Source organism: Serratia sp. CY37869 (assembly GCF_052168895.1).
GTDB classification, from domain to species: Bacteria; Pseudomonadota; Gammaproteobacteria; order Enterobacterales; family Enterobacteriaceae; genus Serratia; species Serratia ureilytica.
On sequence record NZ_JBJNLU010000004.1, the window covers coordinates 143,496 to 158,926 of the forward strand.

14 protein-coding genes are annotated in these 15,431 nt (G+C 59.4%); 11 read left to right on the plus strand and 3 right to left on the minus strand.

All coding sequences use genetic code 11. The features are described from left to right. Positions 1-106 precede the first annotated feature (106 nt). The 6 genes from pnp to yedF all read left to right on the plus strand — a co-directional run bounded on the left by pnp (position 107) and on the right by yedF (position 6,942). On the plus strand, positions 107-2,224 hold the full coding sequence (gene pnp / locus ACJ8J1_RS19400; protein WP_016929321.1) for a polyribonucleotide nucleotidyltransferase: 2,118 nt from the start codon (positions 107-109) through the stop codon (positions 2,222-2,224). 128 nt (positions 2,225-2,352) lie between these two features. Then, positions 2,353-3,237, plus strand: coding sequence for a lipoprotein NlpI (gene nlpI / locus ACJ8J1_RS19405; RefSeq protein ID WP_004933495.1), 885 nt, complete (start codon positions 2,353-2,355; stop codon positions 3,235-3,237). 122 nt (positions 3,238-3,359) lie between these two features. Beyond that, positions 3,360-3,434 carry a protein YrbN gene (yrbN, locus tag ACJ8J1_RS19410; RefSeq protein ID WP_223182019.1) on the plus strand — a complete coding sequence of 25 codons (75 nt, stop codon included), beginning with the start codon at positions 3,360-3,362 and terminating at the stop codon, positions 3,432-3,434. Next, entirely contained in the window at positions 3,424-5,346 is a 1,923-nt protein-coding gene (locus ACJ8J1_RS19415) for a DEAD/DEAH family ATP-dependent RNA helicase (protein ID WP_033641661.1), read from the plus strand. Before yrbN ends, ACJ8J1_RS19415 begins: the two co-directional genes overlap by 11 nt. A gap of 145 nt (positions 5,347-5,491) precedes the next feature. Then, entirely contained in the window at positions 5,492-6,706 is a 1,215-nt protein-coding gene (gene yedE, locus ACJ8J1_RS19420; protein WP_016929320.1) for a selenium metabolism membrane protein YedE/FdhT, read from the plus strand. Further along, on the plus strand, positions 6,703-6,942 hold the full coding sequence (gene yedF / locus ACJ8J1_RS19425; RefSeq protein WP_033641662.1) for a sulfurtransferase-like selenium metabolism protein YedF: 240 nt from the start codon (positions 6,703-6,705) through the stop codon (positions 6,940-6,942). The genes yedE and yedF overlap by 4 nt, the downstream gene beginning before the upstream one ends. 37 nt (positions 6,943-6,979) lie before the next feature. On the opposite strand, the gene ACJ8J1_RS19430 is transcribed toward yedF, so the two are convergent. Further along, positions 6,980-7,993, minus strand: coding sequence for a luciferase-like monooxygenase (locus tag ACJ8J1_RS19430; RefSeq protein ID WP_442520419.1), 1,014 nt, complete (start codon positions 7,991-7,993; stop codon positions 6,980-6,982). 232 nt (positions 7,994-8,225) lie between these two features. Here ACJ8J1_RS19430 and ACJ8J1_RS19435 point away from each other — a divergent pair, with 232 nt between their 5' ends. The 5 genes from ACJ8J1_RS19435 (at position 8,226) to ACJ8J1_RS19455 (ending at position 13,383) form a co-directional block, all read left to right on the plus strand. Beyond that, a complete protein-coding gene (locus tag ACJ8J1_RS19435; protein WP_033638900.1) occupies positions 8,226-9,197 on the plus strand; it encodes an HlyD family secretion protein in 972 nt (323 codons plus the stop codon). Beyond that, a complete protein-coding gene (locus ACJ8J1_RS19440; RefSeq protein ID WP_028127576.1) occupies positions 9,179-10,333 on the plus strand; it encodes an ABC transporter permease in 1,155 nt (384 codons plus the stop codon). The genes ACJ8J1_RS19435 and ACJ8J1_RS19440 overlap by 19 nt, the downstream gene beginning before the upstream one ends. Next, a complete protein-coding gene (locus ACJ8J1_RS19445; protein WP_016929316.1) occupies positions 10,330-11,469 on the plus strand; it encodes an ABC transporter permease in 1,140 nt (379 codons plus the stop codon). Before ACJ8J1_RS19440 ends, ACJ8J1_RS19445 begins: the two co-directional genes overlap by 4 nt. A 569-nt stretch (positions 11,470-12,038) precedes the next feature. Beyond that, entirely contained in the window at positions 12,039-12,827 is a 789-nt protein-coding gene (locus tag ACJ8J1_RS19450; RefSeq protein WP_033641663.1) for an alpha/beta hydrolase, read from the plus strand. A 13-nt stretch (positions 12,828-12,840) separates the two neighbouring features. Further along, positions 12,841-13,383 (plus strand): chorismate mutase, encoded by a 543-nt coding sequence (locus ACJ8J1_RS19455; RefSeq protein ID WP_033641664.1) that lies wholly within the window; start codon positions 12,841-12,843, stop codon positions 13,381-13,383. Positions 13,384-13,511: 128 nt separating this feature from the next. Here ACJ8J1_RS19455 and ACJ8J1_RS19460 read toward each other — a convergent pair whose 3' ends face one another. After that, on the minus strand, positions 13,512-14,390 hold the full coding sequence (locus ACJ8J1_RS19460) for a U32 family peptidase (protein WP_033641665.1): 879 nt from the start codon (positions 14,388-14,390) through the stop codon (positions 13,512-13,514). 11 nt (positions 14,391-14,401) lie between these two features. Further along, positions 14,402-15,397: a ubiquinone anaerobic biosynthesis protein UbiU gene (gene ubiU / locus ACJ8J1_RS19465; RefSeq protein WP_033641666.1), complete on the minus strand. Its 996-nt coding sequence runs from the start codon at positions 15,395-15,397 to the stop codon at positions 14,402-14,404. Between the last annotated feature and the right edge of the window lie 34 nt (positions 15,398-15,431).

Consider the following 15,431-nt stretch of genomic DNA (forward strand, 5'->3'; position numbering starts at 1 on the left):
AGATAAGGATTGTCATTAGTCGCGAGGATGTAGTGAGAAGGCAAATCGAGTCACAGGCGTGTCGAGTCGTCAATGCGATTGCGCGCCGTTAATCAAGGATATAATTTTGCTGACACCGATCATTCGCAAATTCCAATATGGCCAGCATACCGTCACCATCGAAACCGGTATGATGGCGCGTCAGGCCACCGCCGCCGTTATGGTGAGCATGGATGACACCGCCGTATTCGTTACCGTCGTTGGCCAGAAAAAAGCCAAGCCGGGCCAGAGCTTCTTCCCGCTGACGGTGAACTACCAAGAGCGTACCTACGCCGCCGGCCGTATCCCGGGCAGCTTCTTCCGCCGCGAAGGCCGTCCGAGCGAAGGCGAGACGCTGACTTCCCGTCTGATCGACCGCCCGATCCGTCCACTGTTCCCGGACAGCTTCCTGAACGAAGTTCAGGTGATCGCGACCGTGGTTTCCGTTAACCCGCAGGTGAACCCGGACATCGTTGCGATGATCGGCGCCTCTGCCGCCCTGAGCCTGTCCGGTATTCCGTTCAACGGCCCAATCGGCGCCGCGCGCGTAGGTTACATCAACGATCAGTACGTACTGAACCCAACGACCGACGAACTGAAAGAAAGCCGTCTGGATCTGGTGGTTGCCGGTACCGCCGGCGCGGTGCTGATGGTGGAATCCGAAGCTGACGTGCTGAGCGAAGATCAGATGCTGGGCGCCGTGGTGTTCGGCCATGACCAGCAGCAAGTGGTTATCGAAAACATCAACGCGCTGGTTGCCGAAGCCGGCAAGCCGAAGTGGGATTGGCAGGCGCCTGCGGTCAACGAAGCGCTGCACGCGCGCGTGGCTGAACTGGCTGAAGCTCGCCTGGGCGACGCTTACCACATTACCGAAAAACAAGAGCGTTACGCTCAGGTTGACGCGATCAAAGACAGCGTGGTTGAAACCCTGCTGGCGCAGGACGAAACGCTGGACGCCGGCGAAATCCAGGACATCCTGGGCACCGTCGAGAAGAACGTGGTGCGCAGCCGCGTATTGCGTGGCGAGCCGCGTATCGACGGCCGTGAAAAAGACATGATCCGTGGCCTGGATGTGCGCACCGGCGTACTGCCGCGCACCCACGGTTCCGCGCTGTTCACCCGTGGCGAAACTCAGGCGCTGGTTACCGCGACCCTGGGCACCGCGCGCGACGCACAGAACCTGGACGAGCTGATGGGCGAGAAGACCGACAGCTTCCTGTTCCACTACAACTTCCCTCCGTACTCCGTAGGCGAAACCGGCATGGTCGGTTCTCCTAAGCGTCGTGAAATCGGTCACGGTCGCCTGGCGAAACGCGGCGTATTGGCTATGATGCCTAAACCGGAAGATTTCCCGTACACGGTTCGCGTGGTGTCTGAAATCACCGAATCCAACGGTTCTTCTTCCATGGCTTCCGTGTGCGGCGCGTCTCTGGCGCTGATGGACGCCGGCGTGCCAATCAAGGCTGCCGTTGCGGGTATCGCGATGGGCCTGGTGAAAGAAGCCGACAACTATGTGGTTCTGTCCGACATTCTGGGTGACGAAGATCACCTGGGCGACATGGACTTCAAAGTGGCCGGTAGCCGCGACGGTATCACCGCGCTGCAGATGGACATCAAAATCGAAGGCATCACCCGCGAAATCATGCAGGTGGCTCTGAACCAGGCCAAGGGCGCGCGTCTGCACATCCTGGGCGTAATGGAACAGGCTATCAGCACTCCGCGCGGCGATATCTCCGAATTCGCACCGCGTATTCATACTATCCGCATCAACCCGGATAAAATCAAAGACGTGATCGGTAAGGGCGGTTCCGTTATCCGCGCGCTGACCGAAGAGACTGGCACTACCATCGAAATTGAAGATGATGGTACAGTTAAAATCGCTGCGACCGACGGTGAGAAAGCGAAATTCGCTATCCGTCGCATCGAAGAGATCACGGCAGAGATCGAAGTGGGCCGTATCTACCAGGGTAAAGTGACCCGTATCGTTGATTTCGGCGCATTCGTCGCTATCGGCGGTGGTAAAGAAGGCCTGGTGCACATTTCTCAGATCGCCGACAAGCGCGTTGAGAAAGTGACCGACTATCTGCAGATGGGTCAGGAAGTGCCGGTTAAGGTACTGGAAGTTGACCGTCAGGGCCGCGTGCGTCTGAGCATCAAAGAAGCGATGGCGCCGGAAGCAGGTTCACCTGCGCCTGAAGCAGAATAACTGTATAGATAGTTTTACAGCTCCCCGCCACGGGGTTGGGAGCTGTTCGTATCGCGCGGGTAGGATGCCCGCGTTTTAGCAAACGGAGGACAGGACGTTCATCCAATGTTTGTCTTCGGGAGTGGGAAATGAAGCCTTTCTTGCGCTGGTGTTACGTTGCGACAGCACTCATGCTGGCAGGATGCAGCAACCATGATTGGCGTAAAGACGAAGTTTTGGCAATCCCGTTGCAGCCTACGTTGCAGCAGGAAGTGATCCTGGCGCGCATGGAACAAATTCTTGCCAGCCGGGCACTGACGGATGACGAACGCGCACAGCTTTTATATGAGCGCGGTGTGCTGTATGATAGCCTCGGGTTACGTGCATTAGCGCGCAATGATTTCTCGCAGGCGCTGGCGATACGTCCCGACATGCCGGAAGTTTTCAACTACCTGGGCATTTACTTAACGCAGGCAGGCAATTTTGATGCTGCCTATGAAGCGTTTGATTCTGTACTAGAGCTTGATCCAACTTACAATTACGCGCGTTTAAACCGGGGCATCGCACTGTATTATGGCGGCCGCTTCCCGTTGGCGCAGGATGATCTGCAGGCGTTTTATCAAGACGACCCAAACGATCCCTTCCGTTCGTTATGGCTGTATCTGGTGGAGCGAGAAATCGATCCCAAGAAGGCCGAGGTAGCGCTTCAGCAGCGCTATGACAAAGCGGACAGAGGGCAATGGGGATGGAATATTGTCGAATTCTACCTGGGCAAGATCAGCGAAAAAACGCTGATGGAACGCCTCAAGGCAGATGCAACGGATAACACTTCGCTCGCTGAGCATCTCAGTGAAACTGACTTCTATTTGGGTAAACACTACCTGAGTCTGGGGGACAAGGACACCGCTTCGGCGCTGTTCAAACTGACGGTGTCTAACAACGTTCACAACTTCGTTGAGCACCGCTATGCATTGTTGGAATTGGCGCTTTTGGGCCAAGAGCAAGACGACCTATCGGAATCGGACCAGCAATAGCTGACGAACACCTATCAGCCTGATGAACATTGGTTTTTAACCAAAGTTATCGCCTTAACGGGCGAGGGCTTTTTTGTTCGTTTTATAATCTAATTTGAGCCGGTTCACACTTTTCAATGAAAATGACTGAAAATTTTCTCGACGAGTTATGTAGACTGGCTGCCATTATTAATGAGGCACGTGTACATGACGACTGAGTTTGAAACCTCTTTTGCTGATCTGGGGCTGTCTGCTCCAATCATTTCCGCCCTGAACGATCTGGGCTATGAAAAACCATCTCCGATCCAGGCTGAGTGTATTCCTCACCTGTTGAACGGCCGCGACGTGCTGGGCATGGCACAGACCGGTAGTGGTAAAACTGCAGCGTTCTCGCTGCCGCTGCTGCACAACCTGCAGGCAGACCTGAAAGCACCTCAGATCCTGGTGCTGGCACCGACCCGCGAACTGGCGGTTCAGGTTGCTGAAGCGATGACCGATTTCTCCAAACACATGAACGGCGTCAACGTGGTAGCCCTGTACGGCGGCCAGCGTTACGACGTGCAGCTGCGCGCTCTGCGCCAGGGCCCGCAAATCGTTGTGGGTACCCCAGGCCGCCTGCTGGACCACCTGAAGCGCGGCACCCTGAACCTCTCTAACCTGAGCGGTCTGGTGCTGGATGAAGCCGACGAAATGCTGCGCATGGGCTTTATCGAAGACGTAGAAACCATCATGGCTGAGATCCCGGCTGAACATCAGACCGCGCTGTTCTCCGCCACCATGCCGGAAGCGATCCGTCGCATTACCCGCCGCTTCATGAAAGAGCCGCAGGAAGTGCGCATCCAGTCCAGCGTGACCACCCGTCCGGACATCAGCCAGAGCTACTGGTCGGTCTACGGCATGCGTAAAAACGAAGCGCTGGTGCGTTTCCTGGAAGCCGAAGACTTTGACGCGGCGATCATCTTCGTCCGTACCAAGAACGCGACCCTGGAAGTGGCCGAAGCACTGGAGCGCAGCGGTTACAGCAGCGCCGCGCTGAACGGCGACATGAACCAGGCGCTGCGTGAGCAGACCCTGGAGCGCCTGAAAGACGGTCGTCTGGATATCCTGATCGCGACCGACGTTGCGGCCCGTGGCCTGGACGTCGAGCGCATCAGCCTGGTTGTCAACTATGACATCCCGATGGACTCCGAGTCTTACGTTCACCGTATCGGCCGTACCGGTCGTGCGGGTCGCGCCGGCCGCGCGCTGCTGTTCGTGGAAAACCGCGAACGCCGCCTGCTGCGCAACATCGAACGCACCATGAAGCTGACCATCCCTGAAGTGGAGCTGCCGAACGCAGAACTGCTGGGCGAGCGTCGTCTGGCCAAGTTTGCCGCGAAAGTTCAGCAGCAGCTGGAAAGCAGCGATCTGGATCTGTACCGCGCACTGCTGACCAAACTGCAGCCGGAAGAAGAGCTGGATATGGAAACCCTGGCCGCAGCGCTGCTGAAAATGGCTCAGGGCGAACGTCCGCTGATCCTGCCGCCGGATCCGGTCTTCAAGCCGCGTCAGCGTCGTGAGTTCAACGACCGTGACGATCGCCGCGGCGACCGTCGTGACAGCCGCGACAGCCGTGACGGCGATCGTCCGCGTCGCGAACGTCGTGACGTTGGCGAAATGCAGCTGTACCGCATCGAAGTGGGCCGTGACGATGGCGTAGAAGTCCGTCATATCGTTGGCGCTATCGCTAACGAAGGCGACATCAGCAGCCGTTACATCGGCAACATCAAGCTGTTCGCTTCCCACTCCACCATCGAGCTGCCAAAAGGCATGCCGGGCGAGATCCTGAATCACTTCACTCGCACTCGCATCCTGAACAAGCCGATGAACATGCAGCTGCTGGGCGATGCACAGCCGTTCGAACGTCGCGAGCGTCGTGACGGCGGCAACGGCGGCGAGCGTCGCGGCAACGGTCGTCCGTTCAACGGCGAACGTCGCGAAGGCGGCCCACGTCGTTCCTTCGGCGAACGTCGTGAAGGCGGTAACGGCGGCGAGCGTCGTGGCGGTAACTACAACCGTGACGGCAAGCCGGCGCCACGCCGTGATGACGGCGCACCGGCGGCACCACGTCGTCGTTTCGGCGACGCGTAATCGCCGATTCTCCGTTCGCGGTGAGCGCTCTGAAAAACCAGCCTGCGGGCTGGTTTTTTTATGCCTGAAAATTGCCGTCAAACGCCCCTGAATGGCGTATCATTCATAAGGTTTTTTCTTACGGATGATATGCACGGGAGATGCCATGAGTTGGCAGCAGTTTAAATCTCAATACCTGGTGCGCTTTTGGGCGCCGCTGCCGGCGGTGATCGCCGCCGGGATCCTCTCTACCTACTACTTCGGCATGACCGGCACCTTCTGGGCAGTGACCGGCGAATTCACGCGCTGGGGCGGCCATGTGCTGCAGTGGTTCGGTCTGCACCCTGAACAGTGGGGCTATTTCAAGGTGATCGGTTTGCAGGGCACGCCGCTGGAGCGCATCGACGGGCGCATGATCATCGGCATGTTCGCCGGCTGTATCGCCGCCGCGCTGTGGGCCAACAACATCAAGCTGCGTCAACCGCAGCATCGCATTCGCATCGTGCAGGCGCTGCTGGGCGGCATCATCGCCGGTTTCGGCGCGCGCCTGGCGATGGGGTGCAACCTGGCGGCCTTCTTCACCGGCATTCCTCAGTTCTCGTTGCACGCCTGGTTTTTCGCGCTGGCGACCGCCGCCGGCTCTTACTTCGGCGCCAAATTCACGCTGCTGCCGATGTTCCGCATCCCGGTTAAATTGCAAAAGGTGAAGGCCGCCGCGCCGCTGACGCAGAAGCCTGAGCAGGCGCGCCGCCGCTTCCGGCTGGGCATGGCCGTCTTCGGCCTGGCGGTGGCCTGGTCGCTGTGGACACTGTTCGATGCGCCGAAGCTCGGCATCGCCATGCTGTTCGGCATCGGCTTTGGCCTGCTGATCGAGCGCGCGCAGATCTGCTTCACTTCGGCGTTCCGCGATCTGTGGATCACCGGCCGCACCCACATGGCGAAAGCCATCATCATCGGCATGGCGGTGAGCGCCATCGGCATCTTCAGCTACGTGCAGCTCGGCGTGGCGCCGAAGATCATGTGGGCCGGCCCGAATGCGGTGCTGGGCGGTTTGCTGTTCGGCTTCGGCATCGTGCTGGCCGGCGGCTGCGAGACCGGTTGGATGTACCGCGCCGTGGAAGGGCAGGTGCACTACTGGTGGGTGGGGCTGGGCAACATCATCGGCGCTACGCTGCTGGCCTATTACTGGGACGACCTGGCGCCGGCGCTGGCGACCGACTACGACAAGATCAACCTGCTCGATACCTTCGGCCCGATCGGCGGCCTGCTGGTGACTTACCTGCTGCTGGCGCTGGCCTTCGCCGCCATGCTGTGGTGGGAGAAACGCTTTTTCCGCGCCCGGCCTGAGGCGCAGGTGGTGAATTTGAGGAGCATGCCATGAAAGCAACAACGATAGTGCCGGACTACCGGCTGGACATGCTGGGCGAGCCTTGCCCATACCCGGCGGTGGCGACGCTGGAGGCGATGCCGCAGCTGAAACCGGGGGAGATCCTGGAGGTGATCAGCGATTGCCCGCAGTCGATCAACAATATCCCGCTCGATGCGCGCAACCACGGCTACAAGGTGCTGGATATCCAGCAGGACGGGCCGACCATTCGCTACCTGATCCAGCGTTAACGCCAAGGCGGTGGGGATCCCACCGCCTCTTCGCTTTTTAGCCCTTCACGATGTCGCCCTTCACGCCAGCGACGATCTCGAACGAACGCAGCCGCGCCTGATGATCGAAAATCTGGCCGTTGACCATGATCTCGTCGGCATCGGTTTCACGCAGCAGCGTTTGCAGCCCGTGGCGCACCGTTTTTTCATCGCCGACGATCGACATCCGCAGCGCCTGCTCGACGCCGTATTGCTCGCCGGCGGTCCACAGCGCGTGAATGTTATCCACCGGCGGCGGCAGCGGGCCGGGCGAACCGCGACGCAGATTGATGAACTGCTGCTGCATCGAGCTGAACAGGAAGCGCGCATCGCGGTCGCTGTCGGCGGCGATCACGTTGACGCACACCATGGCGTGTGGCTGCGCCAGCTGTTTGGACGGTTTGAAGTTCTCGCGGTACAGCTGCAGCGCCTGGAACAGCATATCCGGGGCGAAGTGTGAAGCGAAGGCGAACGGCAGGCCAAGCTGCGCCGCCAGCCGTGCGCTGTAGAGGCTGGAACCGAGCAGCCAGAGCGGCACATGCAGCCCCTGGCCCGGCACCGCCTGCACCGGTTGCCCGGGCTGCGCGTCGCAGAAGTAGTTTTGCAGTTCCTGCACGTCGCGCGGGAAAGTATCCACGTCGCTGGACAGGTGGCGGCGCAGCGCCATCATGGTGCGCTGATCGGTGCCGGGCGCGCGGCCCAACCCCAAATCGATGCGCCCCGGGTAGAGCGACTCCAGCGTGCCGAATTGTTCGGCGATCACCAGCGGCGCATGGTTTGGCAGCATCACGCCGCCGGAGCCGAGGCGAATGCTCTGGGTGCCGGCGGCCAGATAGCCCAGCAGCACCGAGGTGGCGGCGCTGCCGATGCCGGTCATGTTGTGGTGCTCGGCCAGCCAGTAGCGCTGGTAGCCCCAGCCTTCGGCGTGCTGCGCCAAATCCAGCGAACAGTGGAAAGCGTCGCGCGCCTTGGCCCCTTGCGGGATTGGCGATAAATCCAGTACCGAAAGCGGTACGGCAGTGTGTTCAGTCATGACATCGTCCATCAGAGAGTGGATCGCTTAAAGGGCGATTGCAGGAGTCTGCATACTAAAAGGCCGAAAAAAAGATGCTTTTTAGTGTTAAAAGCATAATCCAATTTATAGTTATAAAAGAGGAGATATGTGCTTGTGATATCCTCATGAGTGCAATGGTGTTTTTTGGAGCAATTTGAGACATGGAAATGATTATCCCCGCCCGCCGCTTACCGTTCCGGGAGCTGACATAATGAAAAAAAAGACGCTGTTTACCCTGTTGCTGATGTTGGCGGCGATCGCATTGGCGATCCTGTTCCGCGCGCACAATCAGGATCTGTTGCTGCAGGGTGAAGTGGATGCCCCCGAAGTGATCGTCGCATCCAAGGCGAAAGGCCGGGTCGTTGAACGCCTGATCGAACGCGGCGACGACGTGAAAAGCGGCCAACTGATCATTCAACTTGATAGCCCCGAACTGATGGCGCAACTGCGTTCCGCACAGGCGACGCGCGACGAGGCCAAGGCACAGCTCGAGCTGTCGCTGCACGGCACCCGTGAAGAGAGCATCCGCAACCTGCGCGCCAACCTGGCGCAGGCCGAGGCGCAGTACCGCAATGCGCAAAACGACTACAACCGGAACCTGAGCGTGGCCGGCAAGGGCTATATCTCGAAGTCCGAGCTGGACGCTTCACGCCGGTCGCGCGACACCGCCTTCCAACAGGTGCAGGCCGCCAAGGCCAATCTGGATGAAGGCATCAACGGCGACCGCGTTGAGCAGCGGCAGCAATATGCGGCGGCGCTGCGGGCGGCGGAAGAGAACCTGCTGCAGATCCAGGCGCAGAGCGACGATCTGCAGGTGAAAGCGCCGGTAGACGGCGAAGTGGGGCCGATCCCGGCCGAAGTGGGCGAATTGCTGAACGCCGGCAGCCCGCTGGTGACGTTGATCCGGGTGCCGGACGCCTACTTCGTGTTTAACCTGCGTGAAGACATCCTAGCCCACGTGCGCAAAGGCGACAAGGTCAAGCTGCGGGTGCCGGCGCTGAAGGACAAAATGATCGACACCGAGGTGCGCTACATCGCGCCGCTGGGGGATTACGCCACCAAACGCGCCACCCGCGCCACCGGCGACTTCGACCTGAAAACCTTCGAAGTGCGCCTGTATCCGTCACAGCCGGTGGACGGCCTGCGTCCGGGGATGAGCACTTTATGGCAATGGAAAGAGTAAGGGCCGGCTGGCGCTGCTTCAGTCACGCGTTCGACAAAGAGTGTCGCGTCGCCTTTCGCAGCCCGGTGGTGCACTGGCTGAGCTGGATCTTTCCGCTGATCCTGTTTGCGCTGATCAGCAGCAACTTCTCCGAAGGCACGCTGCTCGATCTGCCGGTCTCGGTGGTGGACAGCGATCACAGCCCGCTGTCCAAATCGCTGACGCGGCGGCTGGACGCCGGTTCGCACGCCCACGTCGAGGCTTACGGCGGTGGGTTGCCGGAGTCGCTGAGCCGCCTGCGCAGCGCGCAGGATTACGCGTTGCTGTATATCCCGCCGGACCTTGAGGCCAACGCGCTGTCGGGCAAACAGCCGAGCGTGGTGATGTACTACAATGCGTTGTTCTACGGCGCCGGGCTGTACTCCACCCAGGACTTTGGCGGCCTGATGAACGAAATCAACGCCAGCACCCGCAGCATCATCGCCACCGAGATGGGCAAGACGCTGCCGCCGTTGGCGGACGTGACGCTCTCCTACGGCAGCCTGTTCAACGCCAGCGGCAGCTATATCTATTACCAGCAGTTCGCCGCCACCATCCATCTGCTGCAGCTGTTCGCGGTGACCTGCATGATCTACGTGCTGGCGCGCAGCAAGTCGCTGCTGCAGGCCAAGCCGTTCAGCCTGGCGCTACTCGGCAAGCTGGCGCCGTACACGCTGTGTTTCACCACCCTGCTGATGGTCGAGATCGCGGCGCTGGTGGGCATCTTTGACGCCCGCGTCAGCGGCAACCCGCTGTTTATGCTGATGATTGGCCTGTTCTACGTGATGGCGGCGCAGAGTATCGGCCTGCTGCTGTACACCTTTACCGGCAGCACCATCACCGCCTACAGCCTGATCGGTATTTTGGTCAGTATCGCGATGACCTTCTCCGGCATGGCGGTGCCTGAGCTGTCGATGCCGCTGCCGGCGCGCATCATTTCCAACATCGAACCGCTGACCCACGCGCTGTACGCGATGTTCGACGTGTTCCTGCGGCAGGTGCACGCCAGCGCCATCTTCAGCGTGTGCGCGCTGCTGGCGGTCTATCCGCTGGTGGCCGCGCTGCTGGTGCGCAATCGCCTGCCGGCGCGGTTGGCAAAAGAGGGGAACGCCGGATGAAGCTCTATTGGCAAACCTTCGTTAAGGTGCTGCTCGGCATGCTGGAGCGGCCGGTGTGGCTGATGCTGATCCTGTCGCTGTGCATCATGAGCCTGGTGTACGCCAACCGCACGGTGTGGGATCTGCCGGTGGGGGTGGTCGATCAGGATCACAGCACCGCCAGCCGCCAGCTGATCCGCCAACTGGACGCCACCTCCAAGATCGCGATTGAAACCTACGACAGCCTGGAACAGGCGCAGCGCGATCTCAGCTGGCGCAAGCTGTTTGCGGTGATCATCATGCCGGTGGATCTGGAGAAGAAAATTCTCAGCGGGCAAAACATCGTGGTGCCGGTCTACGGCGACGCCACCAACCGCCTGGCCAACGGCCAGATCCAACAAGACGTGGTGGCGGCCTATCAGCAACTGCTGACGGAGTACAACAACGGGCTGCTGCTGCGCAGCGGCTTCAGCGAACGGCAGGCGCAGATACTGCTGACGCCGATACTGGGACAAACGCTGGACGTGTTCAACCCCGGCATCAGCTTTGCGGCGATCATCTTCCCCGGGCTGTTGGTGATGCTGTTGCAGCACTCGTTGCTGATCGCCTGTATCCGCGTCAATATCGCCATGAAAAGCATGCCCGGCGGCAAAGCGCCGCTGGCGGCGCACCTCGGCGGGCTGACGGCGCTGCTGCCGATCTGGCTGTTCCTGTCGATCGTGCTGTTCGTGCTGTGGCCGTGGGTATTGGGCTATAGGCAGACGGCGAACATCGCCGAACTGCTGCTGCTGACCTTCCCGTTCCTGCTGGCGGTATTGGGGCTGGGCAAGCTGGTGACCGAGTGCCTGCGCAGCGTCGAGATGATCTACCTGACGCTGGCGTTCATCACTACGCCGGTCTTCTACCTGTCCGGCACCATCTGGCCGCTGCAGTCGATGCCGGCCTGGGTGCGCGCCATCTCGTACAGCATTCCCTCCACCTGGGGCACCAAGGCGATCGCCGGCGTCAACCAGATGGGGCTGTCGCTGAATGAAGTGTGGGGCGACGTGGTGATGATGCTGATACTCGGCGTGGTCTACACCCTGCTGGGCTTCGGCGTGGCCTTCTTGCGCAACAGCGTGGCGCTGCGCGGGATGTTCAGGAAGCGGCGGGCGTAAGGGGGAGGCATTGATGCCTTTCCCGGTGACGTCAAAAGATAATTAATCCAATGGGTTATTGCGTTATTCCCGCGGCCGGCGGGGATAACGCAAAGCGACCACAACCCGGCAATCGGGTTTCGGCCGCGCATAAACTCTCCTCGCTAACGACACGCAGCAACCCCTTCTTGAAATTCGGTCTGGCCCGCCGACAATCACGCACGCCTTCAATCACGCCTGTTTGTGTTGCAGTGTTATGTTCTCTTTTTGATAAGGCTATTCCTAATTCTTTCAACCTTATCATCCCTAAAAAATAACCCTTCGACTATTTAGCCAAAAGTGATATTTGCCGGGATAGAACATTGCTTATCCAATTTTAATTGTTATATTTCTATTTCGCTCAAAATGATTAGATCTTCTTAATTGTTGATGTGTGTGATGAACTCCTCGGGATTTACGATCTTAGCGTGCGGAAATCATTAATTGTAGGGTAATTAAATGGATTGCTCGCTCATAGTCATGAGATTGGTCTGTAAACGGGATGTTTCAGATAGGTGCCGTTATGTAATAAATATGAAGGAGCATGATGTATGACGGGTAAGTTAAGCGTTCAAACGGTTCTGTTTGAATATCATGGACAAAAATATAAGGTCTTCCTGGCATGCGATAAACGGCATGTTGGGTGCAACGAATTAAATCCGTTGTATTTTTTAGATGCCAACAGACACTTTGAGACCCTAATTAAGGCGGGTTATCACGGTGATGATGTATCCCCTGTGCTTTATATTGGAATCGGTTATCAGGAGGGGGTCGATATTAAGGCGGCTCGCACATTTGACTATACGGTGAGCGATGGCAGCGAGCGCTTTAAAGACGGGGGCGGAGCGGAGCAATTTTATCGATTTATTCAGGATGTCGTCAAACCGTGGGTCGAATGTCGTTTTAAGGTCAATAAGCAAATGCAAACGCTGGCGGGGCATTCGTTTGGCGGGCATTTCACCTTATACGTGGCGTTTCATCATCAAACGGCTTTTCAGCGCTATGTTGCCGCCAGTCCCGCGCTCTGGTGGGCGAATGGCGCGGTGCTGCCCGAAGGCGACGTTAAGCTTGCCGCAAGCATTGATTGGTTATCGCTGCTCTTAGGCAGCCGCGAGGAGCGGGCGGAGCCGGACAGTACCGATCTTGAGAAAGAGATCTTCCAGCGCATAGGGGATAACCCAAGGTTGAATGTCAGGAATCTGGCGTCGCAGTTAGTGAAAGACGGCGAGCGCTGCAGCTTCGAGTTTCTTCCCGGGCGCAAACATCCGGCGGTGGCAAAAGATTATGCACGCATAGCGAATTTCGTTGCGAGCCAAAAACCACTGCCAACAGGGCTGTGACAGGAGAGGTTAAATGGATTTTAAAGTGACGAGAGGGTTGCTGCTTTTGGCTGGATTATTTTTCTCTATCACGGCGGTGGCAAAGCCTATTCAAACCGATGAGACCGCCTCATTGATTAACCAGCGATTGTCTTACATGAAAGACGTTGCCGGGTATAAGGCAAACAACCATCTGGCCATTGAGGATTTGCCTCAGGAGGCCAACGTATTGGCCAACTCAGTCCGCGAGGCGGAAGCATTGGGATTGGATGGCAAGTCGGTGGCTCCTTTTATACAGGCGCAAATGGATGCGGCCAAAGCGATTCAGTATCGCTACCGGGCAGACTGGCTGTCGGCGCCGGAAAACGGCTGGCAGCCTGAATCGCTGGACAGTGTGAGAGCGAAAATCAGCCGGCTGAATACCCAAATTTTGACCAGCGTCAGCAATAAATTGAAGAAAGGCGAGCGCTTTAATGACAGGTTTGTTTTTATGAAATCCCTGGAACAAACCCACCTGAAAGTTGGCGATAAAGAACGCCTGTGGCAGTCATTAAAGCGAATTGCGTTGAAAGGGTAATCGCCTGCCGTTGTTCTGGCTGAATGCGCCCGATGTGTGGTTTCGGGCGCATTCTCCTCGCGGGCGGCCAGCCGAATAATGGCGTTGAAAGGCCCCTCAGGCGAGGGAAAGCCCGGCGCCGGCCTCCATCATCCCACCAACGCCAACCCGGCCACGCGGCGCCAGTAGCCGTTGCAGTCGGCGTGGTCGGTCAAGGCCAGCGGCTGCTCGCCCCGCTCGTTGGCGCGGAAGGCATCGATCTGCGCCAGCGTCTCGGCGCCCTGCGGCGACAGCCGCACGATGTCCACCAGCCCCTGCATGTTCGGCAGCTCGTTGCCGAGGTTATAGCAGTAACCGCTCATCGTCTGGATGCCGTTGAGTACGAACACCTGCTGTTGTTCCTGCGAACGCATCATGCGGCCCTGCGGATACTTGATGCAGCAGGTTTCGCACTCGTCCTTGCCGCGGTTCTCCGAGCGGGCGGTGAAGCAGCGCGCGGAATAGGCCAGCGGCAGATGGCCGTAGCTCAGCACCTCCACCTCGAAGTCGTGGCGGAAGCCCAGCTCGTCGCACTGCGTCAGCAGATTGGCCAGCCAGTCGCGCGACAGCTCGACCGGCATGCACCAGCGGATCATGCCCTGGCGGCGCAGCAGGCGCAGGGTATAGGCGTTGTAGCAGTTCAGCGCATGGCCGGCGACGAACGGCAGGCCGCGCTCCGCCGCCATGTTCACCGCGCCCAGATCGTTGGCTTCAAACAGGAACTCGCCGTTTTCCACATAGCGTTTCAGCTCATTCAGTTCCGACGGCGCCTGCAGCAGCGCCAGCGTGGAGATCACCACCTGTTTACCGCTGCGGGCGATTTCGCGCGCCAGCGCCAGCCAATCGCCGACCTTCATCTCGCGGCGCTTGGCGCAGACGCTCTCGCCGAGATAAATGATGTCGGCGCTGCTGTCCGCCGCCTGTTGATAGAACGTTGCGATGTCGTTTTTCGGCCAGTAGTAGAGTACCGGCCCGAGTGCGTATTTCATGTTTCCTCCGGCTACTGCCATTTGCGGTGATAGGCGCCCAGCGTGGTTTGGGTGCCTTCGGACATCGCGCCCAGCGTCTCCATCCAGGCGGCGTCGGCGCGATAGGCGGCCGGATCGGCCTGGCAACGGTCGATCGCCTGGCGCCAGACGCGCGCCACCTGGCTGACGTAAGCCGGGCTGCGCTGGCGGCCTTCGATCTTCACCGAAGCGATGTTGGCGGCCAGCAGCTCCGGCAGCAGCTCCAGGGTATTGAGGCTGGTGGGCTCTTCCAGCGCGTGGTAGCGCACGTCGTCCACCAGATAGCGGCCCTTGCACAGCGTCGGGTAACCGGCGTTTTCGTGGTCCTGATAGCGGTCGATCAGCACGTCGTTCAGGCGCGACTCCATGCCCTGTGCGGTTTGCTGCCAGCGCACGAAACGCGCCGGCGAACAGGCGCCGACGGTGTTCGGCGACTCGCCGGTCAGGTAGGAGGAGAGGTAGCAGCGCCCCTCGGCCATGATGCACAGGCTGCCGAAGGCGAACACTTCCAGCGGCACCGGGCTGGTGCGCGCCAGCTGTTTCACCTGGTGCATCGACAGCACCCGCGGCAGCACCACCCGGCCGACCTCGAAGTTGCGCTGGTAGAAACGGATCGCCTCCTCATTGGTGGCGGAAGCCTGCACCGAAACGTGGCGTTCCAGCTGCGGGTAGCGCTGGGCGGCGTATTCCAGCATCGCCAGATCCGCCAGAATCAACGCGTCGGCGCCCAGTTGGGCGGCCATGTCCACCGCGCGCTGCCAGCGGGCGTAGCCGTCGGGATGGGCGAAGGTGTTGATGGCGATATGCAGTTTGCGGCCGTGGCGATGCACGTAATCGACCGCTTCCTGCAGCTTTTTCTCGGTGAAGTTGAGGCCGGCGAAGTGGCGCGCGTTGGTATCGTCTTTCAGCCCGATGTAAACGGCATCGGCGCCGTTATCCACCGCGGCCTTCAGGGCCGGCAGGTTGCCGGCGGGACAAAGCAGCTCCATAGATTTATCCTGGCTTAGCCGTACGCCCGGCCGG

Excerpts from the sequence above, each read along its gene's own strand:
- ACJ8J1_RS19435 (WP_033638900.1), top strand. The coding sequence starts at position 8,226 with ATGAAAAAAAAGACGCTGTTTACCCTGTTGCTGATGTTGGCGGCGATC.
- ubiU (WP_033641666.1), bottom strand. The coding sequence starts at position 15,397 with ATGGAGCTGCTTTGTCCCGCCGGCAACCTGCCGGCCCTGAAGGCCGCG.
- ACJ8J1_RS19415 (WP_033641661.1), top strand. The coding sequence starts at position 3,424 with ATGACGACTGAGTTTGAAACCTCTTTTGCTGATCTGGGGCTGTCTGCT.
- yedE (WP_016929320.1), top strand. The coding sequence starts at position 5,492 with ATGAGTTGGCAGCAGTTTAAATCTCAATACCTGGTGCGCTTTTGGGCG.
- ACJ8J1_RS19430 (WP_442520419.1), bottom strand. The coding sequence starts at position 7,993 with ATGACTGAACACACTGCCGTACCGCTTTCGGTACTGGATTTATCGCCA.
- ACJ8J1_RS19460 (WP_033641665.1), bottom strand. The coding sequence starts at position 14,390 with ATGAAATACGCACTCGGGCCGGTACTCTACTACTGGCCGAAAAACGAC.
- nlpI (WP_004933495.1), top strand. The coding sequence starts at position 2,353 with ATGAAGCCTTTCTTGCGCTGGTGTTACGTTGCGACAGCACTCATGCTG.
- ACJ8J1_RS19445 (WP_016929316.1), top strand. The coding sequence starts at position 10,330 with ATGAAGCTCTATTGGCAAACCTTCGTTAAGGTGCTGCTCGGCATGCTG.
- ACJ8J1_RS19455 (WP_033641664.1), top strand. The coding sequence starts at position 12,841 with ATGGATTTTAAAGTGACGAGAGGGTTGCTGCTTTTGGCTGGATTATTT.
- ACJ8J1_RS19440 (WP_028127576.1), top strand. The coding sequence starts at position 9,179 with ATGGCAATGGAAAGAGTAAGGGCCGGCTGGCGCTGCTTCAGTCACGCG.
- ACJ8J1_RS19450 (WP_033641663.1), top strand. The coding sequence starts at position 12,039 with ATGACGGGTAAGTTAAGCGTTCAAACGGTTCTGTTTGAATATCATGGA.
- yedF (WP_033641662.1), top strand. The coding sequence starts at position 6,703 with ATGAAAGCAACAACGATAGTGCCGGACTACCGGCTGGACATGCTGGGC.